Source organism: Delftia sp. RIT313 (genome assembly GCF_000632165.1).
GTDB lineage: Bacteria > Pseudomonadota > Gammaproteobacteria > Burkholderiales > Burkholderiaceae_C > Comamonas > Comamonas acidovorans.
Genome location: NZ_JFYT01000049.1, coordinates 1 through 23003, shown reverse-complemented (window position 1 = coordinate 23003; position 23003 = coordinate 1). Strand labels below are relative to the sequence as shown.

The following is a 23003-nucleotide window of genomic DNA, read 5'->3' as shown; positions in this document are numbered from 1 at the left end:
TGCGTTCTGAGGAGGCAAAGAGGGTCCGGCCGGGGCCGGACGTCCTCACACCTGCATGTTCATCACGTCGGTATAGGCCTGCACGAGCCGGTTGCGCACCTGCATCGTGGCCTGGAAGCCGATCTGCGCCTTTTGCATGGCGATCATGGTTTCTTCGAGGCTGACGGCCGGGTTCTCCAACTGCACCTCACGCTGCAGCTGGCTGGAGTTGTTCTGGGCTGAACTGACGGACTGCAGCGCGCCTTGGAGGGCCTGGCTGAAGCCGCCAGCCGCCACTTTGGTCGATGCGTCGCCTGCGCCCACGCCTTTGGGGAGCTGGGTGCCGTACAGGGGAGAGGTGGTACTGGGGATGCGAAGGTCCATGACACATTCCATCGGAGTTAGCAAGATGACGAGATCGTAGGGCGGCAGGGTTTTCGCATCGCGGCAAATAGACGGCCAAACGGCGCGCTTATCGGGCGAATGTGAAGCGGCGGACTTCGAATAATCGACAGCACGCTAGGGTCCTGTGTGTGCAGGGCTCGAACACCTGGAACCAAGATGTCTGCTGTCGCTGAAATCCCTGTCCCTCAAGCCACTCCCGTGCCCCAGCCTGCCTTGCAGCAGCGCTGGACGGCCATGGACCGTGGCGCGCGCCTGCGTTGGGGCGCGATCGCCGTGCTGCTGGTCGTCGCCCTGGGTGCGGCGGCCATGTTCTACCGCCAGCCGGACTACAAGGTGCTGTTCTCCAACCTGAGCGACAAGGATGGCGGCGCCATCGTCGCCCAGCTGTCGCAGATGAACGTGCCTTACCGCTACACGGAAGGCGGCGGTGCCATCCTCATCCCGTCCGACCGCGTGCACGATGTACGCCTGAAGCTGGCCACCCAGGGCCTGCCCAAGGGTTCGGTGACGGGTTTCGAGCTGATGGAGAACAGCAAGTTCGGCATCACCCAGTTCCAGGAACGCCTCAATTTCCAGCGCGGCCTTGAAGGCGAGCTGACACGCTCCATCCAGGCCCTGGCCGCCGTGCAAAGCGCACGCGTGCACCTGGCCCTGCCCAATCAGAACGGCTTTTTCCGCGAGCAGCAAAAGCCCTCGGCCTCGGTGCTGCTGAGCCTGTACCCGGGCCGCGTGCTGGACCGCACGCAGATCGCGGGCATCGTGCACCTGGTGGCCTCCAGCGTGCCCGAGATGGCGCCCACGGCCGTGAGCATCCTGGACGACTCGGGCAAGCTGCTGTCGCAGTCGCCCGACGGCAACGCCAACGCCGTGGACATGCAGCAGCTGAACTACACCCAGCAGATCGAGCAGCAGTACGTGCGCCGCATCCTGGAGATCCTGGAGCCCGTGGTCGGCAAGAACAATGTGAAGGCGCAGGTCTCGGCCGAGATGGATTTCAGCCAGACCGAATCGACTTCGGAGCAGCACCGCCCCAACCAGTCCTCCGACGCGGGCGTGGTGCGCAGCCAGCAGGTGGTGGAAAGCTCGGGCGAGCAAAAGCCGCCCCAGCCCACGGGCATTCCCGGCGCCACCAGCAACCAGCCGCCCCAGAACGCTTCCGCGCCCGTCAACGGCGCCAATCCCGCGCCCCAGGCGGCCGACGGCCAGAACGCCGCCCGCGCTGCCAGCAAGCGCGAGTCCATCACCAATTACGAAGTGGACAAGACCGTGCGCCACACACGCGGCAGCACGGGCAGCATCAAGCGCCTGACGGCCGCCGTGGTCATCAATGCGCCCCTGGTGGCTGCCCCTGCGCCGGCCGCTGCCGGTGCGGCAACCGATGCAGCCACCGTCGCTGCCGCCGCACGCGGCCTGACGGCGGCGCAGCAGGCGCAACTGCTGACCCTGGTGCGCGAGACCGTGGGCTACAGCGCCGAGCGCGGCGACTCGGTCAACCTGGTCAGCACGCCCTTTGTGCAGGACGAAGTGCCCGCCGATGTGCCGCTGTGGCGCCAACCCGAAGTGCTGGCCATGGCCCGCAGCCTGGGCGTGCCCATCGGCCTGGCCCTGTTCGGCGCCATCTTGCTGCTGGGCCTGGTGCGACCCATGCTCAAGGGCCGCAAGACGGTGGCCGTGGGCGGACAGCTCAATGCCATCGAAGGCGAGCAGCTGGACCGTCCGGCGCTGGCTGCACCCGCTGTCGATCTTTCGCCCACGCAGGAGCAAGTGCGCCTGGAGCAGGCGCGCCAACTGGCCAAGCAGAACCCGATCGCGGTGGCCAACATCGTCAAGACCTGGATCAACGGCGAGGCCACCTGAGCCTCTCAAAACACGGATTGCTGAGATATGGACGAACGAGGCCTGAACGACGCCGCCATCTTGCTGGTCTCCCTGGGCGAGGAGGAAGCGGCCGAGGTGTTCAAGCACCTCACCCCGAAGGAAGTGCAAAAGCTCGGCGAGACCATTGCGCACATGCGCGGTGTCTCGCGCGAGAAGGTGGACTTCGTCATCAACCGCTTTGCCGATGACGCGGCCGCGCAAAGCCTGTTGGTGGACGACGCCAGCGGCTATGTGCGCTCGGTGCTCAAGCGCGCCCTGGGCGACGACAAGGCGGCGCTGCTGATCGACCGCATCCTGCAGGGCGGCGATGTCTCCGGCATCGAAAGCCTCAAGTGGATGGACCCGCTGTCCGTGGCCGAACTGCTGCGCGGCGAGCATCCGCAGATCGTGGCCGCCATTCTCGTGCACCTGGAGCACGAGCAGGCCGCTGCCGTGCTGATGCAGCTGCCCGAGCGTTTCCGCAGCGAAGTCATGCTGCGCGTGGCCACGCTGGAAGGCATTCAGCCGACCGCGCTCAAGGACCTCAACGAGGTGCTGTTCCAGGTGCTGGCCGGCGGCGACAAGATCCGCAAGACCTCGCTGGGCGGCGTCAAGACGGCGGCCGAGATGATCAACAACCTCGGTGGCAATGCCGACGTGGCCGTGCTGGACACCATCCGCAACTACGACCCGGACCTGGCCCAGAAGATCATGGACAAGATGTTCGTGTTCGACGACCTGGTCAAGCTGGACGACCGCTCGGTGCAGCTGGTGCTGCGCGAGGTGGTGTCCGAGACGCTGATCATCGCCCTCAAGGGCGGTTCGATGGAAGTGCGCGACAAGATCCTGGCCAACATGTCCATGCGTGCCGCCGAGTCGCTGCGCGAGGACCTGGAAGGCCGCGGCCCGATGCGCCTGTCCGAAGTGGAAGCGCAGCAAAAGGAAATCCTGAAGGTGGTGCGTCGCCTGGCCGAAGAAGGCCAGATCACCATCGGCAGCGGTGCGGAAGACAGCTATGTCTAACGGCATGAACTCGCGCTTCATCCCTTCCGAGGAGATCGACGAGCGCCAGGTGGTGCAGTGGCGCTTCGGCGCCGTGGACCACATGGGCGGCCTGAAAAGCCTGCCCAGCCTCGCGGGTCTGCCGGACATCCAGGGTGCGCCCGCCGCATCCGGTGCCCAGGCTGGGCATGGCGGCGCGGGCATGGCGCGCGCGCCTGCCTCCGCGTCGGGCTTTCACAGCCTGTCGCTGCCCGGCCGCTCCGATGCGCCCCGGCTGGAGGCCGACTCCATGGTGCTGGATGTCGAAGCCGACACGCCGGGCGCCCCGGCCTCCACCGCCCCCGCAGTGGATGAGGAACAACTGCATGCCCTGCTGGAACAGGCACGCGCCGAAGGCCATGCCGAGGGCCTGGAGCAGGGCCGCCAGGAAGCCCAGCAGCAGTGGCAGCAACACATGGATGACTATGTCTCCGGCACGGGCCGCGAGACGGCGCAGCGCGTGGACGCGCTGCTGTCCGGCCTGGATGCCGGCTTCAAGCAGCTGCAGACGGATGCAGCGCAGGAACTGCTCAACCTGGCCTGCGACATTGCGCGCCAGGTGGTCCGCCAGGAGCTGCGCAGCCAGCCCCAGGCCCTGTTGCCCGTGGTGCGCGAGGCGCTGGACATGCTGGCCGCCGACGGCCGCGCCGCCACCGTGCGCCTGAACCCCGCCGACTTCGCCGTGCTGGACGAGGCGCTGCGCGCCGAGCATGGCGCCCAGTCCAAGGTGCATTGGATCAGCGACGCCTCCGTGGCCCAGGGCGATGTGCGCGTGGAATCGGGCGGCGCCCAGGTCGATGCCGGCATGGACAAGCGCTGGCGCCGTGCCGTGGCCGCGCTGGGCCTGGTCTCCACCTGGTATGACGGAGAACGCGATGCCGGTTGACACCCCGCCGGCCGATGCCGCCACACTGGCCACCGAGCCTGCCGCCAGGCCCTGGCAGCAACTGCTGTCCAATGCCCGTGCCCGCCTGCAGGGCGACATTCCCCTGGAAACCCATGGCACGCTCACGCGCCTGACCGGCCTGGTGCTGGAGGCCACGGGCCTGCAGGTGCCCGTGGGCTCGCAGTGCTGGATACGCCAGCAGGGCCAGGACCCGGTGCTGGCCGAGGTCGTCGGCTTTGCCGGCGAGCGTGCGTTTCTCATGCCTGCGGGCGACATCCAGGGCCTGTCCAGCGGCGCCATCGTGACGCCGGCCGAACCCTTTGTCGCACCGCTGCGCTTTGGCGACGGTGTCGAGCCGCCCGTGTCCCTGGCGGCCGGCGTGCTGCGCCTGCCCATTGGCAGCGGCCTGCTGGGCCGTGTCGTGGATTCGCAGGGCCAGCCCCTGGACCATGGCGGCCCGCTGGCCGACGTGAGCGCCGATCTGCTGGACCGCAACCCCATCAACGCCATGGACCGCGACCCTGTGCGCGAGACGCTGGACACCGGCGTGCGCTCGCTCAACGCCCTGCTCACCGTGGGCCGGGGCCAGCGTCTGGGCCTGTTCGCGGGCTCGGGCGTGGGCAAGTCCGTGCTGCTGGGCATGATGGCGCGCTACACCCAGGCGGACGTGATCGTGGTCGGCCTGATCGGCGAACGTGGCCGCGAGGTCAAGGAATTCGTCGAGGACATCCTCGGCGCCCAGGACCGCAGCCGCGCCGTGGTCGTCGCCGCCCCGGCCGATGCGCCGCCGCTGCTGCGCATGCAGGGCGCCGCCTATGCCACGGCCATTGCCGAACATTTCCGCGACAAGGGCCAGCATGTGCTGCTGCTCATGGATTCGCTGACCCGCTATGCCATGGCCCAGCGCGAGATCGCCCTGGCCATTGGCGAGCCGCCGGCCACCAAGGGCTATCCGCCGTCGTGCTTTGCAAAGCTGCCGGCCCTGGTCGAGCGCAGCGGCAACGGCCTCAACGGCGTGGGCTCGATCACGGCCTTCTACACCGTGCTGTCCGAAGGCGATGACCAGCAGGACCCTATTGCCGACGCGGCGCGCGCCATTCTGGACGGCCACGTCGTGCTGTCGCGGGCGCTGGCCGAGTCGGGCCACTACCCGGCCATCGATATCGAGCAATCGGCCTCGCGCGTGATGCACAACGTGGTCTCGCGCGAGCACTTCGAGCTGGCACGGCGCTTTCGCGCTGTCTATTCGCGCTACCAGAAGGGGCGGGACCTGGTCCAGGTCGGCGCCTACATGGCGGGCTCGGACCCGCAGATGGATGAGGCGATACGCCTGCAGCCGGCCATGGCGGCCTTTCTGCAGCAAAGCATGTTCGAGTCGGCTTCCATGGACGAGAGCATCTCGGGCATGGCTGCCGCACTCGGTGGGCAGTGACGCGGCGACGCGGCACTGCCAAAACGCGACCAACGCGATAACGAACACAGGGAGGAAACCCCGGTATGTCGTCCTTGAATGCCTTGATGGTGGCCATCGATGCCGCGTCGCGCAAGCGTGACGAGGCGCGCCAGGCGGTGCAGGAGCGCCTGCGCTCGCAGCAGGCCGCGCAGACGCAAATGGAGCAGCTGCAGCACTATGTGCAGGAAATGCAGACGCGCTGGGGCGCGCAGGAAAACCAGTCCGTGCAGCCCGAGGTCATGTTCCACCAGTACCAGTTCATGGACCGCCTGCAGCATGCCATCGGCCTGCAGACGCGGGTGCTGGCCGACCTGGCGATCCGCCTGGAGGCCGCGCAAAAGGCCTTGATGGCCTGCGAGCTGCGGGTCAGCAGCCTGCGCAAGGTCGTCGAGGTGCGCCGCCGCGATCTGGCGCTGAGCCAGATGCGCCGCGAGCAAAAGGAGACCGATGAACGTGCGGCCATCCAGTTTTTCCGTCGCAGCTTCGGGCTGACATTCCAGGAGGCTTGACGCATGTCCACCAACCAGATCGAACAGCGCGCCGATGCGCGCAGCGCCATGCAGCGCGCCATGGAAGGCGTTCGCTCAGCGCGCGGCACGCAGCCGCCCTCCAACGACCAGGCCGCAGGCTTTTCTTCGTTGCTGGCAGCGATGGACGGCATTGGCGGATTGCCGGCGCTGGCCTCGGGCGCCCTCGGCCAGGCCTTGGGCGAGGACGGCAGTGCCGCTCTTTCCGCGCTGTCCAGCCTCAAGGGCGCAGCCAAGGACGGCCTGAAGGATGCCGCAGACCTGCTGGCCGATCCCGGCCTGGCGCAGGGCCTGCTGCAGCAGCCGCAACTGCCGCTGCAGCCGCAGGCGGAGCCGACCGATATGACCACCTCGGCGCAGGCCGATGCCATGGCGCTGGCTGCCAACGGCCAGGCGCCCTGGCTCAGCCTGGTCGGGCAGACCGCCCATCTGGACGGCAAGGGCGACCGCGACATGCTGCAGGGCGTGGCGGGCGACTGGCTGTCCGGCCGGGGCAGCGCCGCCATGATGGCCCTGCGCCAGGAGCAGGGCGCCGTGGCGCACGCGGCCTTCCTGGCACCGCAGTCCGCAGCCGGTGATGCCGCAGGCACGGCGCTGGCCACGGCCAGCGCCAATGCTGCGGCCCTGGCTGCCGCTGCGGACCCCAATGCAGCCGGGGTACTGACCGATGGCGCTGCGCGCAGCACCCAGGCACAGGCCCAGGCCGCCGATGTGCTGGCCGCCGTGCAGTCCGATGCGGCACTGACGGCCGCCGCCGCACGCACGGCAACCACCGCCCAGGCCACGCATGAACACACGCCCCAGGCCCTGGCGGGCGGTGTGCGGCAGGACGTGGCCCTGGCGTCGGGCATTGCGCTCAACGGCATGGCCGCAGTGCGGCCCGAAGAATGGCGCGGCCTGTTCGAGCGAGCCAGGGAGGGCGGCACCGCCTCCACGGAGTCGGCGGCGAACGGACTGCACGGCGTTGCGGCTGCCGTGGGCGCCGCCCATGCCGGCCAATCCCTGGGCCAGCAGGCGGCCGGCCAAAATGGCGCGGCCTTTGCCCAGCCCGACGCCCAGGCCCAGCCGGGCAACTCCACCGAGCGCGAGCAGCAGGTGTCCGAGCAGGTGGCCTTCTGGGTCCACAACAAGAACCAGAACGCCTCGCTGTCCGTGGAGCATGAGGGCCGGGCCATCCAGGTGCAGGTCAGCCTGCAGGGCAACGAGGCCCATGTGCGCTTTGGCGCCAGCGAAGCCCAGGCGCGTGACTGGCTGGGCAACGGTGCCGACCAGCTGCGCGAGCTGCTGCAGGCCCAGGGCCTGCAACTGGCCGGCGTCAGCGTGGATGCGGGCGGCCAGTCCGGCCGCGGCGATTCGGCAAGACAGGGGGCGGACGCCCAGGCGCGCCAGGGCCGCGTGAGCGCCATGGTCGATGCCGCCGGTGTCACGGGCGGCAATGGTGCCGCACAGGCCGGCGGTGGCCGCGCGGCAGCGGGCGGGGTGGATCTGTTCGTCTGATTCTTCCTGCGCTTCTTGCGGGGCGGCGCATGCGCCGTTTCAGGGTTTTCACAACAGGCCGGGTGGCGACAAGCTGCCCGGCCTGTGGCGTTTGAGGGCCATCAAGCCAGCGAGAAACCGGGGTTTCATGCGCTTATTCAGGCCATGGTCCGGGGTCCAATCGCCGAATAATTCCTGCCATGGGCCTGCTGCGTCATGGCGCCGCGCATGAAGCGCGTGCGCGTGGCGGTCCCGCTCACCCAGAGGAATTCCAGTGTCTGCCACACCCAATGCCGCCAACAATGCAGCTCCCGCCCCGGCCAAGGGCAAGAAGCTGATCGTGCTGATCGTCATCATTGCCGTCCTGGCCATAGGCGCGGCCGCTGCCTTCATCCTGCTGTCCAAGCGCCACAGCAGCGGCGATGAGGAAGAAGGCAGCGCCAGCAAGGCGGCCGTGACCGTGCCCACCTTCCTGCCGCTGGACAACCTGGTGGTCAATCTGTCCGATACGGGCGGCGACCGCTTCGTGCAGATCGGCATCACGCTGGAGCTGGCCGACGAGAAGACCGCCACCACGGTCAAGCAATACCTGCCCAGCATCCGCAACGGCATCCTGATGCTGGTGTCCCAGCGCACGGCCGAGGAACTGCTGGAGCGCGAAGGCAAGGAGCGCCTGGCCGCCGACGTGCTCAACGAAGTGTCGGCCCCGCTGGGCTACGGCAACCAGGCCAAGGCCAAGAAGCGCAGCCGCGACGAGGATGCCGAGGACGAAGACGGCGAGCGCCGCCGCTCCTCCGCTGGCAAGAACCCGGTGCGCCGCGTGCTCTTCTCCAGCTTCATCATCCAGTAACCGGGGAGGCCAGGCGCCATGAGCGATTCGTTTCTCTCCCAGGAAGAAGTCGATGCCCTTTTGGAGGGCGTGACCGGCGAGAGCCAGAAATCCACGACCGAGGAGGTCGAGGCGGGCATCATCCGCCAGTACGACATCTCCAGCCAGGAGCGCATCGTGCGCGGGCGCATGCCGACGATGGAAATCGTCAATGAGCGCTTTGCCCGCAACTTCCGCATCGGCCTGTTCAACTTCATCCGCCGCAGCCCCGAAGTGTCCGTGGGCACGGTGTCGGTGCAGCGCTACAGCGCCTTCCTGCGCGAGCTGGTGGTGCCCACCAACTTCAACATCGTCGCCATCCGTCCGCTGCGCGGCAGCGGCCTGGTGGTCTGCGACCCCTCGCTGGTGTTCGGTGTCATCGATACGTTGTACGGCGGCACGGGCCGGCTGCAGACGCGTATCGAAGGACGTGACTTCTCGCACACCGAGCAGCGCGTGATCAACCGCCTGGTCAACGTGATCTGCGAGGAATACAAGAAGGCCTGGCACGGCATCTATCCGCTGGAGCTGGGCTACCAGCGTTCGGAGATGCAGCCGCAGTTCGCCAACATCGCCACGCCCAGCGAAATCGTCGTGTCCACGGCCTTTCAGCTGGAGATCGGTGACATCTCGGGCTCCATCCACATCTGCATGCCCTATGCAACGCTGGAGCCCATCCGTGATGTGCTGTATTCATCGACACAGGGCGACTCCATCGAAGTGGACCGTCGCTGGGTCAAGGTGCTCAAGCGCGAGATCCAGGCCGCCGAGGTGACCCTGGTGGCCGAACTGGCACGTGCCGACGCCACGGTGGAGCAGCTGCTGGCCATGCGCCCCGGCGATTTCATCGAACTCGACCGCGAGCCGCTGATCCGCGCCTCCATTGGCGGCGTTCCGATTTTCGAGTGCCAGTACGGCACTCACAACGACAAGTACGCAATCCGCGTCGAGAACTGCCTGCGTGGCGCCGACGCTGGCTGGATGGGAGAAAACAATGGCAACTGAAGATACGCAAAAGCCCGCTGGCGATGATCCGTTCTCGGGCTGGGCAGAGGCATTGGACGAGCAGCGCGAGCGCGACGCCAAGCTGGAAGAGGAGCAGGGCGGCCCGCTGACGGGCGAGCCCGTGCGTCCCTACGCCGGTGGCGGCGATGTGCCGGTCAACGACATCAACATGGTGCTGGACATTCCGGTGCAGCTGTCGGTGGAGCTGGGCCGCACCAAGGTGCCGATCAAGTACATCCTGCAACTGGCCCAGGGCTCGGTGGTCGAACTCGACGCACTGGCCGGCGAGCCCATGGACGTGCTGGTCAACGGCTACCTGATCGCCCAGGGCGAGGTGGTGGTGGTCAACGACAAGTTCGGTATCCGCCTGACCGACGTGGTCACGCCGTCCGAGCGCCTGCGCCGGGTCAGCCGTGGCTGAGAGCGCCGGCATGGGCCCGCTGTGGCCGACCCTGCTCACGGTGGTGGCCCTGGTCACGGCCATGGCCGCTCTGCCCTGGCTGCTGCGCCGCTTCCAGCAGCGCACGGCTGCGCTGCGCGGTGCCGCTGGCCTGCAGTCGCGGGTGCTGGGCGCCGTGGGCGTGGGCCCGCAGCAGCGGGTGGTGACGGTGGAAGTGGGCGAGGGCGCACAGACCGTGCGTCTGGTGCTGGGCGTCACGGCGCAAAGCATCCAGTGCCTGCATGTGCTGCAGGCCCCGGCCCCTGCTGATTTTTCGGCTGCGATGGCGCAAGCGCGCAGCCTGCCTGCGGACGGTGCGAATGTCTGAATATTCCTGCAAGCGCCCGGCGCGCACGCTGAGCCAGGCCGCTGGCGCCGCAGCGCTGGCGCTGTGCTGCGCCACGCCCCTGGCCTCCTGGGCACAGGGCGCGCCCGCCAGCCTTCCGCTGGTCATCGGCCAGGGCAGCGGTGGCACCAGCTTTTCGGTGCCCATCCAGACCCTGCTGTTCTTCACGGCGCTGTCCTTCCTGCCGGCCATCCTTTTGATGATGACGGGCTTCACCCGCATCGTCATCGTGCTGTCGCTGATGCGCCAGGCGCTGGGCACGCAGTCGGCGCCGCCCAACCAGGTGATCATCGGCCTGTCGCTGTTCCTGACGCTGTTCGTCATGGGCCCCACCCTGGACCGCGTGTACCAGGAGGCCTACGTGCCCTACACCACGAATGCCGTGACCTTCGAGCAGGCCATTGAGAAGGCCGAGGCGCCCATGCGCGACTTCATGCTCAAGCAGACGCGCCAGTCGGACTTTGCGCTGTTCGCGCGGCTGGCCAAGCTCGATGCAGGCGTCACCAGCGAGACCGCACCGCTGCGCGTGCTGGTGCCCGCCTTCGTGACCAGCGAGCTGAAGACCGCGTTCCAGATCGGCTTCATGATCTTCATCCCCTTCCTGGTCATCGACATGGTCGTGTCCTCGATCCTGATGTCCCTGGGCATGATGATGCTGTCGCCCGTGCTGGTGGCCCTGCCGTTCAAGCTCATGCTCTTCGTGCTGGCCGATGGCTGGAACCTGCTCATAGGCTCGCTGGCGGCCAGCTTCGCCGTCTAGCCCCGCTCTTTTTTGGAAATCCTTCCATGACCTCCCAATACGTGCTCACCTTCGGCCGCGAGGCACTGACCTTGCTGCTCATGATCTCCATGCCCGTGCTGGGTGTGGTGCTGGCCGTGGGCCTGGCCGTCAGCGTCTTCCAGGCGGTGACCCAGGTGCATGAGGCCACGCTGGCCTTCGTGCCCAAGCTCATCTCCGCCGTGCTGGTGTTTGCCATTGCCGGTCCGTGGATGCTGAGCACGCTGGTGGACTTCATCCGCCGCACCATCGAGACCATTCCGCAGGCGGTGGGCTGAGCCCTGCGCCGCGCACTGGAAACGCCACTGTGATCACCTTCAGCGAAGCCCAACTGGTGGCGTGGCTGTCGCCCGTTCTCTGGCCGTTTCTGCGCGTGCTGGCCATGTTCTCCGTGGCCCCCGTGTTCTCGCAGCGCGTCATTCCCATGCGGCTGAAGATCGGCCTGGCCTTTCTGGTCGCGGTGTGCGCGCAGCCCGTGCTGGGCGACCAGCCCGTGATCGGCATCAACTCGCCACAGGCGCTGGGCACGCTGATTCAGCAGGTCGGGGTGGGGCTGGCCGTGGGCTTTGCCGTGCGCCTGGTGTTTGCCGCCGTGGAGGTTGCGGGCGAGGTGGTCGGCCTGCAGATGGGGCTGAACTTCGCCAGCTTCTTCGATCCGACCACGAATGCCCAGCTCAGCGCCGTGGCGCGCTTCATGGTCCAGATTTCCACGCTGCTGTTCATCGTCATCAACGGGCACCTGCTGGTGCTGATGGCCGTGCTCAAGAGTTACGAGGCGTTTCCTGTGGACGGCAGCTTCCTGCAGGCCATCAACCAGATGCGGCTGCACGAGATGGGGGCGGCGGTCTTCGCCAGTGCCTTCTGGATCGCCCTGCCCATGGTCGCCATGCTGCTGTTCGTGAACCTGGTGCTGGGCATCATTTCGCGCGTGGCACCGCAGATGAACATCTATGCCGTGGGTTTTCCGGTCACGCTCACCGTGGGCTTGACGGGATTGATGGCCACGCTGCCGCTGCTCGAGCAGCCCCTGGTCGCCTTGCTGCAGCGCGGCATTGCGGTATTTGGCACTTCAATGTAAGCAGTTGTGAAAAACAACAGATTTACAGGCCTGTCGGCCGCAAAAGCCTCAGATCAGCTGGTTGTGGATGGCGTAGGCCGTGAGTTCGGCATTGCTGCTCATCTGCAGTTTTTCCAGCACGCGGGCCCGGTAGACGCTGACGGTCTTGGGGCTGAGCATCAGCTCGGTGGCGATGTCGGTCAGCCGCTGCCCGGCCGCGATCTTGATCAGCGTCTGCAGCTCGCGCTCGGACAGGCTTTCATGCGGCACCTGGGGTGCGGGCTGGGCCAGGCTGTCGGCCAGCATCTGGGCCACTTCGGACGTCAGGTACTTGCGGCCCGTGGCCACGGTACGCACCGCCTCGATCAGCAGCACCGGGTCGCCTGCCTTGTTGGCGTAGCCCTGCGCGCCCGCCTTCAGGCAGCGCAGCGCGTACTGATCCTCGGGGTACATGGAGACCATGAGCACCTTGATCAGCGGATGGGTTTCGCGCACGCTGGCCAGGGCTTCCAGGCCACTGCGGCCGGGCATGTTGATGTCCAGCAGCAGCACGTCGCAGGTGGCGGTGCGCAGCTGTTCGCGCAGCTCGGCATAGCTGCCTGCTTCGGCGGTGACGCTGATGTCCACTGCCTCGGCCAGGGTGTCACGGATGCCCCGGCGCAGCACCGCATGGTCGTCGCACAGCACCACGTGGATCAAAGTCGGCCTCCTGGAAAAAGGGTCACGCCGCCATGGCGTTCAGCATTCATTGCCCGGGATATTAGGGCAAGTGCCGCCATCGTCCAGCGGAATGGAGACGATGACCGAGGTTCCTCGCCCGGCTTGACTGCTGACATCCAGCCAGCCCCGAACGGTGCGCGCACGCTCGCCCAGACCGCGCAAACCGAAGGATTCGGGCTTGTCGCGCGCGCCTTTGGCCAGGCCCACGCCGTCGTCCGTCACCTCCAGCGTGAGAAAGCCTTCGCGGTCCGAGAGATCGATGTCCACATGGCGCGCCTGGGCATATTTGCCGACGTTGGTCAGCGCCTCCTGGGCCGTGCGGTAGGCCACGACCTGGATGTCGGGCGCGATGTCCATGCTCTCGCGGCTGCTGCGCACCCGGGTGGGCACGCCCGTGCGGCGCTCGAAATTCTCGGCCAGCCATTGCACGGCGGCCACCAGTCCCTGGTCCAGCACGGGCGGGCGCAGGTTCATCATGATGCGCTGGCTTGCACCCAGCGCATGCTCCAGCATTTCCAGCGCGGCCAGCGCATGCTCGCGCAGTCCGCCCTCGGGCGCATTGCGCGCAATCCAGGCCACATCGAACTTCACCGAGGTCAGCGAGCCGCCGATGTCATCGTGGATCTCGCGGGCAATGCTGGCGCGCTCGCGCTCGGTGGAGGTCTGCAGGTGCTCGGTCAGATCGGCCAGGCGACGCTCGGACGCCGCCAGCTCGGCCGCCGCGCGGCGGCGCGCCAGGCGGGCCTCGTGCACTTCCAGCGCATGCGAGACCACATGGGGCAGGCGCGTGATGTGGTCCTTGAGCAGGTAGTCGCTGATGCCCTCGCGCATCACGTCCACGGCGGCCGACTCGCCGATGGCGCCCGACAGCAGCACAAAGGGCGGATGCCCGGGCTGGCGGCGCACCAGCTCCCAGGCGTCCAGCGCCGTGAAGCCGGGCAGGTGGTAGTCGGCCAGGATGAGGTCGAATGCCTGGCTCTGCAGCGCGGCTGCGGCATCATCGAGCAGGTCGACCGCGACAATCTCGCAGACCAGCCCGCCGCGCAGCAGGCTCAGCCGCGCCAGCGCCTGGTCGGCCGCCGAATCCTCGATGTGCAGTATGCGCAAGGGCTTGTGCGGTGGTCTGGCATCCCCGGGGGCGCTATCATGAGATACATTTTGGAACATAAATGCAAGTGGTCGTGTATATCAAGGGATGCGCTGCATTCCTGGGGACGATTGACAAGGGCTGGCCATGCTGCAGAGCATGGCGAACATTGGGCTGAAACGCTGGTGGTGGAGTAACAATGCAGTCAATGCACAAGCCTTCGGGCGAGCCTGCCGTCCCCATGCCCGTCATGGTGGCCGCAGACCTGCAGGATGCCTTGCTGGTGGCGATGCGCGATCTGCAGCGCCTGGAAGGCCTTCTCAATCATGCAACGCAGAACCTGCTGGACCGTTTCGACGAGACCCACGGCCAGCTGGCCGGTGAGGCGCTAGGCGCCTTGCCCGAGCTGGACGCCGCGCGGTCCACGCTTCGGTTGGCGGTGACCGAGTTGCAGTTTCACGACATGTCCTCCCAGTTGATCGCCCATATTACGAAGATTTTGCAAGGCTGCGCGTTCCAGTTGGCCGCAGCCACCATGGGTGTGGACGAGGGGGAGGACGATTCCCTGGGCCTGCCGGCGATACCCGACCGGCCCAATCCCGTCACGCAAAGCGAGATGGATGCTGGCTCGGTCGAGCTGTTCTGACCACTGACCATGCACTCTTCTACCTTTTATTGCCCGTCTGTTGGAGCTATACATGCGATCGATTCTGGCTGTTGATGATTCCCCCTCGATGCGAAAGATGGTGGCGTTCACCCTCGCAGGGGCGGGATTTCGCGTTGTGGAGGCGGTTGACGGCGTGGATGCGCTCGAGAAGGCACAGCTCGAACAAGTCGACCTGGTGCTGGCCGACCAGAACATGCCGCGTCTGGATGGCATCGGTCTGACCCGCAAGCTGCGCGAAGACCCCAAGTTCCAGAACACGCCGATTCTCATTCTCACCACCGAATCCAGCGACCAGATGAAGCAGGCCGGACGCGCCGCGGGCGCCACGGGCTGGCTGGTCAAGCCCTTCGATCCAAACCGTTTGATCGAAGTCATTCAGAAAGTAATGCGTTGAGCCGATAAGTACGGGCAACAGGAAACAGCAGGACCAAAGATGGCGGATCTACACCAGGATGGGGCAGGAGCGGGCGCAGACTTCGACCTGAGCCAGTTCTATCAAATCTTCTTCGAAGAAGCGGCCGAGAACCTCGACCAGATGGAGCAGATGCTGCTGAATCTGGATCTGTCAGCGGCCAATGACGAGGAACTCAACGGCATCTTCCGATGCGCGCACTCGATCAAGGGCGGGGCGGCCACCTTCGGCTTTGCCGACGTGACCGAGCTGACGCACCGCATGGAGTCGCTGCTCGACCGGCTGCGCCGGCACGAGATCACACCGATTCCGGAGATGGTCGATGTGTTGCTGGAGTCGGCTGATGCCAGCCGCAGCCTGCTGGCACGCCACCAGGCCGGCAACGAGGGCGAGGCCCTGTCCACCACGGATCTGGTGGCACGCATCGAGACGCTGGCGGAAGGCCGCAGCGCCGTACCTGCAGCGGCAGCGCCGGCTCCCGCACCGACCCCGGCTCCAGCCCCTGTGGCTGCGCCAGCGCAGGCTCCGGCCCCGGTTGCTGCAGCACCTGTCTCGGGCGGCGCCGTCGGCACGGCACCCAGCAGCGGCGGACGTTCGCTGCATATCCTGATCGGTCCGCTGGAGCGCCTGGAGATGGCCGAGGCCATCAAGGAGCTGTTCCGCGACATTCCGGGCCTGGGACGCATCGAGGACCTGGCCTGCGATCAGCCGCAAAGCCGCCTCTTTGACGTACAGACCTCGTCCACCGACGACGACCTGCTCGATCTGTTCGCCTTCCACGTGGCCAAGGAGCAGGTCCGCATCACGGCGGCCGGAGCCTCTGCCGAGGCAGCACCCGCAGCGGTGGCGGCGCAAGCCCCGGCCGCTGAAGAGCATGCGCACGACCCCGATGCCGCCCTGGCCTCGGCCGCCATTCCGCCTGCCGATGAGGCCTATGGCTTCTTCAACGGCGCGCCTGGCATGCCCCAGGCCGATGGCGCGCTGGCCATCCAGCCGGCCGGCGCCGTGGCCAAGCCCGCCGCTAAGACGGCGGCCCAGACGCAGCAGGCGCAGATGGAGTCCACCAGCATCCGCGTGTCGGTGTCCAAGGTCGACCAGCTCATCAACCTGGTGGGCGAGCTGGTCATCACCCAGGCCATGCTGGCGCAAAACAGCCACGGACTGGACGCATCGGCCTACCAGCAACTGCTGGCAGGCCTGGCCGACCTGGATCGCAATACGCGCGATCTGCAGGAGTCGGTGATGTCCATCCGCATGATTCCCATGTCCACCGTGTTCAGCCGTTTCCCGCGCATGCTGCGCGACCTGGCCGGCAAGCTGGGCAAGAAGATCGACCTGATCACGCTGGGCGAGGCCACGGAGCTGGACAAGGGACTGGTCGAAAAGATCACCGACCCGCTGACCCATCTGGTGCGCAACAGTGTGGACCACGGCATCGAAATGCCCGAGGACCGCCTGGCGGCCGGCAAGTCCGAGCACGGCACGCTGACGCTGGCAGCCTCCCATCAGGGCGGCTCCATCGTCATCGAGGTGCGCGACGACGGGCGCGGCATGAACCGCGAACGGATTCTCCAGAAGGCCCGCGAGCGCGGCATGGATGTCTCGGACAACATGCCCGATCAGGAGGTCTGGCAGCTGATCTTCGCGCCGGGCTTCTCCACGGCCGACGTGGTCACCGACGTGTCCGGGCGCGGCGTGGGCATGGACGTGGTCAAGCGCAATATCGCGGCGCTGGGCGGCTCGGTCGAGATCGAGTCCACCCAGGGCAAGGGCATGCGCGTGGCCGTTCGCCTGCCGCTGACCCTGGCCATCATGGATGGCATGTCGGTCGGCGTCAGCGACGAGGTCTACATCCTGCCGCTGTCCTCGGTGGTCGAGTCCTTCCTGGTCAAGGCCGAAGACGTGAACACCGTGGCCAACGGCACGCAGCTGGTCAAGGTGCGCGACGAGTACATGCCCGTGTTCGCGCTGGAAAAGACCTTCCGCGTGCCGCGCAGCGACACCAGCCAGTCCAGCAACATCATGGTGGTTGTCGAGTCCGACGGCAGCCGCGTGGCCCTGCTGGTCGACGAGCTGCTGGGCCAGCACCAGGTGGTGGTCAAGAACCTTGAATCGAACTACCGCAAGGTGCCCAACGTTTCGGGCGCCACCATCCTGGGCGATGGCACGGTGGCGCTGATTCTGGACACCGGCGCGCTGGTGCGTCGTGCACGCCACTGAACGGGACAGGGGTACCTGACCACAATCGACGGCGCCGCAGGCAGTGCCTGCGCGCCGCCAAGAAACCATGGCCTTCGCCACCACGGCGCGGGTCCGACAGTTGAGGAGCTGAGCAATGAGCGTGATCGCTAAGACCGCAGAAGGCGTCGCCACCGGCGCGCGCGAGTACCTGACCTTCCGCCTGGACCAGGAGGAATACGGCATCGACATCCTGAAGGTGCAGGAAATCCGCGGCTACGAGCCGCCGACCCGCATCGCCAATGCGCCGGAATTCATCAAGGGCGTGGTCAATCTGCGCGGCACCATCGTGCCCATCGTGGACATGCGGCTGAAGTTCAACTGCTCCCAGGTGGAATACAACAGCTTCACCGTCGTCATCATCCTGAACCTGCGCAACCGCGTGGTGGGCATCGTGGTGGACTCGGTCAGCGACGTGATGGAACTGGCTCCCGAAGCCGTGCGCCCCGCGCCGGACATCGAAAGCGCCATCGACAGCGGCTGCATTCTGGGCCTGGGTTCCGTGGGCGAGCGCATGCTCATCCTGTTGGACATCGAAAAGCTCATGAACAACGTGGACATGGGCCTGGTCGCCTCGGTCGACTGAGACCCGTTCTTGCACTGAGCGCCCTCATGCGATCCGGCTCTTCCAATGCGGCACTGGCCGCACGTCCCGTCGCCGACGACGGGGATGCCAACGGGCCCCTGGCCCAGGGGCGCGAATTCGAATGGTCGTCGCGGGACTTTGCCCGCGTACAGGCGTTGATCTACCAGCGGGCCGGCATCAGCCTGCACGATGGCAAGCACGCCATGGTCTACAGCCGCCTGTCGCGGCGCCTGCGCGAGACGGGCTACGACAGCTTCTCCACCTACTTGGACTGGCTGGAGTCGCAGTCCGACGGCGTGGAGTGGCAGGAGTTCGTGAACGCGCTGACCACCAATCTCACGGCGTTCTTTCGCGAGCAGCACCATTTCGAGATCTTTGCCCAGCATCTGCGCAGCAAGCCGGCCGGCACGGCCTGGAAGGTCTGGTGCAATGCGGCCTCGACCGGGGAAGAGCCTTACTCCATCGTCATGACGGCGCTGGAAGCGCTGGGTGCCACGCCCAGCTTTCAGCTGCAGGCCAGCGACATCGACTCGCGCGTGCTGGACACGGCATCGGCCGGCGTCTACCGCGCCGAAAGCATCAAGGGCATGAGCGCCGAGCGCCTGCACCGCTTTTTCCTGCGGGGCAAGGCCGGCAATGCAGGCCTGGTGCGCGTCAAGCCCGAACTGCGCCGCCTGGTGGAGTTTCTCAACGTCAACCTGATCCGTGACGACTGGCCGTTCCGCGACCCCTTCGACGTGGTCTTCTGCCGCAACGTGATGATCTACTTCGACGCGGCCACGCAGCGCCGCGTGCTGGAGCGCATCCACCGCGTGATGAAGCCCGGTGGCCTGTTGTTCGTCGGGCATGCCGAGAACTTCAGTGAATCGCGCGATCTGTTCACGCTCAAGGGGAAGACCGTCTATGAGCGCCGCTGACGCAGGTCCTGCCGCACGCCAGGGGGTGCTTCCATGATCGGAGACCGCCCTGCCTTCGCACCGCCACCGGCGCCCTCGGAGCGTCGCCGCATGCCGCGCATCAACAGCTATACCGCTGCAGACTATCCGGCGCCGGGCGATCCGGTGCCGCGTTCCTCGCTGGAGCAGCTCAAGCGCCAGCAGCGCTACCCTGGCGAGGCTTCGTTCTTCTATTACGACCCGCATTTCCAGCACAACGCCGTCAAGGTGCTGCCCGGCGAATACTTTGTCTCCAACGAGGACGTGATCCTGGTCACCGTGCTGGGCTCTTGCATCTCGGCCTGCATCTGGGACCGCACCATGCGCGTGGGCGGCATGAACCATTTCATGCTGCCCGACGGCGACTCTGCCGATGCATCGGGCCGCTACGGCTCGTACGCCATGGAGTTGCTGATCAACGAAATGCTCAAGCTCGGTGCCCGGCGCGAGTCGCTGCAGGCCAAGATCTTCGGCGGCGGGCAGGTGATGCACAACTTCACCACCATGAACGTGGGCGAACGCAATACCGCCTTCGTCACGCAGTATCTGCAGACCGAACGCATCCCCATCGTCTCGGAGGATGTGCTGGACATCTACCCTCGCAAGGTGGTGTTCTTCCCCGCCAGCGGCAAGGCCATGGTCAAGCGCCTGGCACATGCCCATCCGGAGGAGCTGGTACAGCAGGAATTCACACGCGGCAATGCAGCCGTCGTGGCACGCAATACGGCAGGCGGCTCGGTCGACCTGTTTTGAGGAAGGTTCAAAGGAATGGACAGGAAAATCAGGGTGATCGTGGTGGACGACTCTGCGCTGGTGCGCAGTCTGTTGTCCGAGATCATCAATCGCCAGCACGACATGGAATGCATCGGCTCGGCCAATGACCCACTGATCGCACGCGAAATGATTCGCGAGATGAATCCCGACGTGATCACGCTCGATGTGGAAATGCCGCGCATGGATGGCATCGACTTCCTGGGCCGGCTCATGCGCTTGCGTCCCATGCCGGTGGTCATGATCTCCACGCTGACCGAACGCGGCGCCGAGGTCACCATGCGCGCACTGGAGCTGGGCGCCATCGACTTCGTGGCCAAGCCGCGCGTGGGTGTCTCCAACGGCCTGCAGGAACTGGCCGCGCAGATCGTGGACAAGATCCGCGTTGCTGCCGTGGCCCAGGTACGGCGTCTGCCGGTCGCTCCCCGCAGTGCAGCCTCTGCCGCAGGCAGCGCGGCAGCGCCGGTCGCTTCCTCTGCAGGTTCGGCCGTGCCGCGCCAGGCTGCACCGACGTCGCTGCTGGGGCGGCTTTCCACGGAGAAGCTGGTTGCCATCGGCGCCTCCACGGGCGGCACCGAGGCCATCCGCGAAGTGCTCACCCATCTGCCGGCCGACTGCCCGGCCATCGTCATCACCCAGCACATGCCGCCGGGCTTCACCACCAGCTTCGCGGCCCGGCTCAACAGCCTGTGCCAGATGACCGTGAAGGAAGCGCAGCACGGCGAGCGTCTGCTGCCCGGTCATGCCTATATCGCCCCGGGTGGCAAGCATTTCTCCGTGCAGCGCAGCGGCGCCAACTATGTCGCCGTGGTCGATGACAGCCCGCCGGTGAATCGCCACAAGCCTTCGGTCGAAGTGCTGTTCAAGTCGGTGGCCGCCTGCGCGGGCCGCAACGCCTACGGCATCATGCTCACCGGCATGGGCGCCGATGGTGCGGTCGCCATGCGCGAAATGCGCGATGCAGGCAGCTACAACCTCGTGCAGGACGAGGCCAGCTGCATCGTCTTCGGCATGCCGCGCGAGGCCATCGCCCACGGCGCTGCCGACGAAGTGCTGCCCCTCAACCAGATCGCCGCCGCCTTGCTGGGCAAGCTGCGCATAGGTTCGGACCAGGTGCACCACCGCATCTGAGCGCAACGGCCCGCTCTGGCGGCCTCCATAAAAAAGAGCGCATGGCGCTCTTTTTTTGTCAGTTCGACACGGTGCCTACTCGGACAAGGCGCTCCAGCGCTCCAGTGCCTCCATCAGCTGCTCATCGATCTCGCCATCGCGCTGGTGCAACTGAACGGCGCGGGAGTTGTCGTTGGCATACAGCGAGCCGTCGGCCAGGGACTCGCGAATGGATTTCTGCTCCGCCTCCAGAGATGCAATGGTCTCGGGCAACTGATCGAGCTCGCGCTGCTCCTTGTAGCTGAGCTTGCGCTTGGGCTTGCTGTCGCTGCGCACCGCCGTCGGCTTGGCCTCTTCCTTGGCAGGCTTGGGCTGTGCAGCCTCGGCCAGATCCTGGCTGCGGCGCGACTGGTCCAGCCAGTCCTGCACGCCGCCTTCGTATTCGCGCCACTTGCCCGGCCCTTCCCAGGCAATGGTGCTGGTGACCACGTTGTCCAGGAAACTGCGGTCATGGCTGACCAGGAACACCGTGCCGTCGTAGTTCTGCAGCAGGTCTTCCAGCATCTCCAGCGTCTCGATATCGAGGTCGTTGGTCGGCTCGTCCAGAACCAGCACATTCGCGGGGCGGGCAAACAGGCGTGCCAGCAGCAGGCGGTTGCGCTCGCCGCCGGACAGTGAACGCACAGGAGAGTGAGCGCGTGCCGGAGAGAACAGGAAGTCCGACAGATAGCTCTTCACGTGCTTTTTCTGGTTGCCGATCTCTATCCACTCGCTGCCGGGGCTGATGAAGTCCTCCAGCGTGGCATCCATATTGATCTGGTGCCGCATCTGGTCGAAGTAAGCCACCTGCAGATTCGCACCCAGCCGCACGTTGCCGCTGTCAGGCGCCAGTTCGCCCAGAATCATCTTGAGCAGCGTCGTCTTGCCGGCACCGTTGGGCCCGATCAGTCCCACCTTGTCACCGCGCAGGATGGTGGCGCTGAAATGCGAGACGATCTGCTTGTCGCCAAAGGACTTGGCCACATCGGTCAGCTCGGCCACGATCTTGCCCTGATAGCCATCGCCCCGGCCCGAGGCAATGTCCATCTTCACCCCGCCCAGCACATCGCGGCGGGCAGCGCGGTTGGCCCGCAACTGCTCCAATCGGCCGATGCGGCTTTGGCTGCGCGTGCGGCGCGCCTCCACGCCCTTGCGGATCCACACCTCCTCCTGGGCCAGCAGCTTGTCGGCCTTGGCGTTGATCACGGCTTCCTGGGCCAGCTGATCTTCCTTGGTTTGCTGGTATTGAACGAAATTGCCGGGATAGGAGCGCAGCGTTCCACGATCCAGCTCCACGATGCGCGTGGAGACGCGGTCCAGGAAGGAGCGGTCGTGGGTAATGGTCACCACGCTGCCCTTGAAGTTCAGCAGCAGCTCCTCCAGCCACTCGATGGCATCCAGGTCCAGGTGGTTGGTCGGCTCGTCCAGCAGCAGCACGTCAGGACGGGCCACCAGCGCCTGGGAAAGCGCAACGCGCTTCTTCATCCCCCCGGACAACGTGCCCACCAGGGCGTCGGGATCCAGGTGCAGCCGCTGCAGCGTCTCTTCCACGCGCTGCTCCCAATTCCAGGCGTCATAGGCCTCGATCTGGGACTGCAGCGCATCGAGATCCTCGCCCTCGCCACCCGCCAGATAGCGCTCGCGTACGGCGATCACCTCGGCAATGCCAGCGGACGCCGACTCGAAGATCGTCTGCTCGGGCACAAGCACCGGCTCCTGCGCCACATAAGTAATGCGGATACCGGACTGTGTCTGGACCTGGCCGTCATCGGCCTTGGCCAGTCCGCCAAGAATCTTCAACAAAGAGGACTTCCCTGCGCCGTTTCGACCGATCAGGCCCACACGTTCGCCGCTCTCCAGGGAAAACTGGGCGTGGTCGAGAAGCGCCACATGCCCGAACGCCAGTTGGGCGTCTATCAAAGTAATCAATGCCATCGTGCGCGCATTATCTATGCGGGCCCGATTCCTGGTGCAGGCAGCAGGGCCTCCCCGCCCGGAGCCTGCCCGCAGGGCAGGCTCCGGGCCGGTTTCAGAGGGCGGGGCGGTGGCTTCTTCACTGGTCTGCAAGGAAGTTCACGAATTTCACGCCATCGGTAAAAACCCATGCTATAGTTCGATCCCTCGTCGCCACACTGCCTTGCAGACAGCGATGAGTCAGAAAAGTCTTGTAGACAGCATGAAAAAACGTGCTACAATGCAAGGCTCTGCTGAAGAGAAGCGATGCAGATCGCTGGTGTTGAAAAGATCGAAGAAATTTGATTGCAACGACGCTAAAAACTGTGCTAGAATTCAAGGCTTCGCTGATCGCAGCGAGTCGGAAG

At 66.1% G+C, this 23003-nt stretch carries 25 protein-coding genes; 21 read left to right on the top strand and 4 right to left on the bottom strand.

Annotation, left to right across the window (positions count from 1 at the left end; genetic code table 11):
* Positions 1-45: 45 nt before the first annotated feature.
* Positions 46-363, bottom strand: a complete 318-nt coding sequence (gene fliE / locus BW39_RS14575) for a flagellar hook-basal body complex protein FliE (protein ID WP_013800367.1) — start codon at positions 361-363, stop codon at positions 46-48.
* Between the two features lie 177 nt (positions 364-540).
* Here fliE and fliF point away from each other — a divergent pair, with 177 nt between their 5' ends.
* From fliF to fliR, 13 genes are all read left to right on the top strand, one after another.
* Positions 541-2241, top strand: coding sequence for a flagellar basal-body MS-ring/collar protein FliF (gene fliF, locus BW39_RS14570; RefSeq protein WP_043822565.1), 1701 nt, complete (start codon positions 541-543; stop codon positions 2239-2241).
* 27 nt (positions 2242-2268) lie between these two features.
* A complete protein-coding gene (gene fliG / locus BW39_RS14565; protein ID WP_012202571.1) occupies positions 2269-3264 on the top strand; it encodes a flagellar motor switch protein FliG in 996 nt (331 codons plus the stop codon).
* A complete protein-coding gene (locus BW39_RS14560) occupies positions 3257-4168 on the top strand; it encodes a FliH/SctL family protein (RefSeq protein WP_043822562.1) in 912 nt (303 codons plus the stop codon). Before fliG ends, BW39_RS14560 begins: the two co-directional genes overlap by 8 nt.
* Entirely contained in the window at positions 4158-5600 is a 1443-nt protein-coding gene (gene fliI, locus BW39_RS14555; RefSeq protein ID WP_043822560.1) for a flagellar protein export ATPase FliI, read from the top strand. The genes BW39_RS14560 and fliI overlap by 11 nt, the downstream gene beginning before the upstream one ends.
* Positions 5601-5665: 65 nt before the next feature.
* Entirely contained in the window at positions 5666-6130 is a 465-nt protein-coding gene (gene fliJ / locus BW39_RS14550) for a flagellar export protein FliJ (RefSeq protein ID WP_012202574.1), read from the top strand.
* A gap of 3 nt (positions 6131-6133) precedes the next feature.
* The gene (locus tag BW39_RS14545; RefSeq protein WP_043822558.1) at positions 6134-7645 is read left to right on the top strand and encodes a flagellar hook-length control protein FliK; all 1512 of its coding nucleotides are present in this window, start codon (positions 6134-6136) and stop codon (positions 7643-7645) included.
* Between the two features lie 253 nt (positions 7646-7898).
* Complete coding sequence (locus tag BW39_RS14540) at positions 7899-8474, top strand: flagellar basal body-associated FliL family protein (RefSeq protein WP_012202576.1); 576 nt, start codon at positions 7899-7901, stop codon at positions 8472-8474.
* Between the two features lie 18 nt (positions 8475-8492).
* A complete protein-coding gene (fliM, locus tag BW39_RS14535; RefSeq protein WP_012202577.1) occupies positions 8493-9497 on the top strand; it encodes a flagellar motor switch protein FliM in 1005 nt (334 codons plus the stop codon).
* Positions 9487-9918 carry a flagellar motor switch protein FliN gene (gene fliN, locus BW39_RS14530; RefSeq protein WP_013800372.1) on the top strand — a complete coding sequence of 144 codons (432 nt, stop codon included), beginning with the start codon at positions 9487-9489 and terminating at the stop codon, positions 9916-9918. The genes fliM and fliN overlap by 11 nt, the downstream gene beginning before the upstream one ends.
* Before the next feature lie 10 nt (positions 9919-9928).
* The gene (locus tag BW39_RS14525) at positions 9929-10264 is read left to right on the top strand and encodes a FliO/MopB family protein (RefSeq protein ID WP_012202579.1); all 336 of its coding nucleotides are present in this window, start codon (positions 9929-9931) and stop codon (positions 10262-10264) included.
* Positions 10257-11042, top strand: coding sequence for a flagellar type III secretion system pore protein FliP (gene fliP, locus BW39_RS14520; RefSeq protein WP_012202580.1), 786 nt, complete (start codon positions 10257-10259; stop codon positions 11040-11042). Before BW39_RS14525 ends, fliP begins: the two co-directional genes overlap by 8 nt.
* Before the next feature lie 26 nt (positions 11043-11068).
* Positions 11069-11338: a flagellar biosynthesis protein FliQ gene (fliQ, locus tag BW39_RS14515; protein ID WP_012202581.1), complete on the top strand. Its 270-nt coding sequence runs from the start codon at positions 11069-11071 to the stop codon at positions 11336-11338.
* A gap of 29 nt (positions 11339-11367) precedes the next feature.
* The gene (gene fliR, locus BW39_RS14510; RefSeq protein ID WP_012202582.1) at positions 11368-12138 is read left to right on the top strand and encodes a flagellar biosynthetic protein FliR; all 771 of its coding nucleotides are present in this window, start codon (positions 11368-11370) and stop codon (positions 12136-12138) included.
* Between the two features lie 48 nt (positions 12139-12186).
* On the opposite strand, the gene BW39_RS14505 is transcribed toward fliR, so the two are convergent.
* Both BW39_RS14505 and BW39_RS14500 read right to left on the bottom strand, forming a co-directional pair.
* Complete coding sequence (locus tag BW39_RS14505; protein ID WP_012202583.1) at positions 12187-12816, bottom strand: response regulator; 630 nt, start codon at positions 12814-12816, stop codon at positions 12187-12189.
* 39 nt (positions 12817-12855) lie between these two features.
* Positions 12856-14004 (bottom strand): hybrid sensor histidine kinase/response regulator, encoded by a 1149-nt coding sequence (locus BW39_RS14500; RefSeq protein ID WP_043822556.1) that lies wholly within the window; start codon positions 14002-14004, stop codon positions 12856-12858.
* A 119-nt stretch (positions 14005-14123) separates the two neighbouring features.
* Here BW39_RS14500 and BW39_RS14495 point away from each other — a divergent pair, with 119 nt between their 5' ends.
* From BW39_RS14495 to BW39_RS14465, 7 genes are all read left to right on the top strand, one after another.
* Complete coding sequence (locus BW39_RS14495) at positions 14124-14570, top strand: hypothetical protein (RefSeq protein WP_012202585.1); 447 nt, start codon at positions 14124-14126, stop codon at positions 14568-14570.
* 52 nt (positions 14571-14622) lie between these two features.
* Positions 14623-14985 carry a response regulator gene (locus BW39_RS14490; protein WP_012202586.1) on the top strand — a complete coding sequence of 121 codons (363 nt, stop codon included), beginning with the start codon at positions 14623-14625 and terminating at the stop codon, positions 14983-14985.
* A 39-nt stretch (positions 14986-15024) separates the two neighbouring features.
* The gene (locus BW39_RS14485) at positions 15025-17223 is read left to right on the top strand and encodes a chemotaxis protein CheW (RefSeq protein ID WP_043822554.1); all 2199 of its coding nucleotides are present in this window, start codon (positions 15025-15027) and stop codon (positions 17221-17223) included.
* A gap of 115 nt (positions 17224-17338) precedes the next feature.
* Positions 17339-17827, top strand: coding sequence for a chemotaxis protein CheW (locus tag BW39_RS14480; RefSeq protein ID WP_012202588.1), 489 nt, complete (start codon positions 17339-17341; stop codon positions 17825-17827).
* Positions 17828-17853: 26 nt separating this feature from the next.
* Complete coding sequence (locus BW39_RS14475; RefSeq protein WP_013800375.1) at positions 17854-18744, top strand: CheR family methyltransferase; 891 nt, start codon at positions 17854-17856, stop codon at positions 18742-18744.
* Positions 18745-18777: 33 nt separating this feature from the next.
* Positions 18778-19515, top strand: coding sequence for a chemoreceptor glutamine deamidase CheD (gene cheD / locus BW39_RS14470; RefSeq protein ID WP_012202590.1), 738 nt, complete (start codon positions 18778-18780; stop codon positions 19513-19515).
* A 15-nt stretch (positions 19516-19530) separates the two neighbouring features.
* Positions 19531-20664 (top strand): protein-glutamate methylesterase/protein-glutamine glutaminase, encoded by a 1134-nt coding sequence (locus BW39_RS14465; RefSeq protein WP_013800377.1) that lies wholly within the window; start codon positions 19531-19533, stop codon positions 20662-20664.
* Between the two features lie 75 nt (positions 20665-20739).
* Here BW39_RS14465 and BW39_RS14460 read toward each other — a convergent pair whose 3' ends face one another.
* The gene (locus BW39_RS14460) at positions 20740-22617 is read right to left on the bottom strand and encodes an ATP-binding cassette domain-containing protein (RefSeq protein WP_043822552.1); all 1878 of its coding nucleotides are present in this window, start codon (positions 22615-22617) and stop codon (positions 20740-20742) included.
* 109 nt (positions 22618-22726) lie between these two features.
* Between BW39_RS14460 and BW39_RS31990 the strand changes: the two genes are divergently transcribed.
* A partial coding sequence (locus BW39_RS31990; RefSeq protein ID WP_235264208.1) for a hypothetical protein occupies positions 22727-23003 on the top strand: 277 nt, incomplete at its 3' end.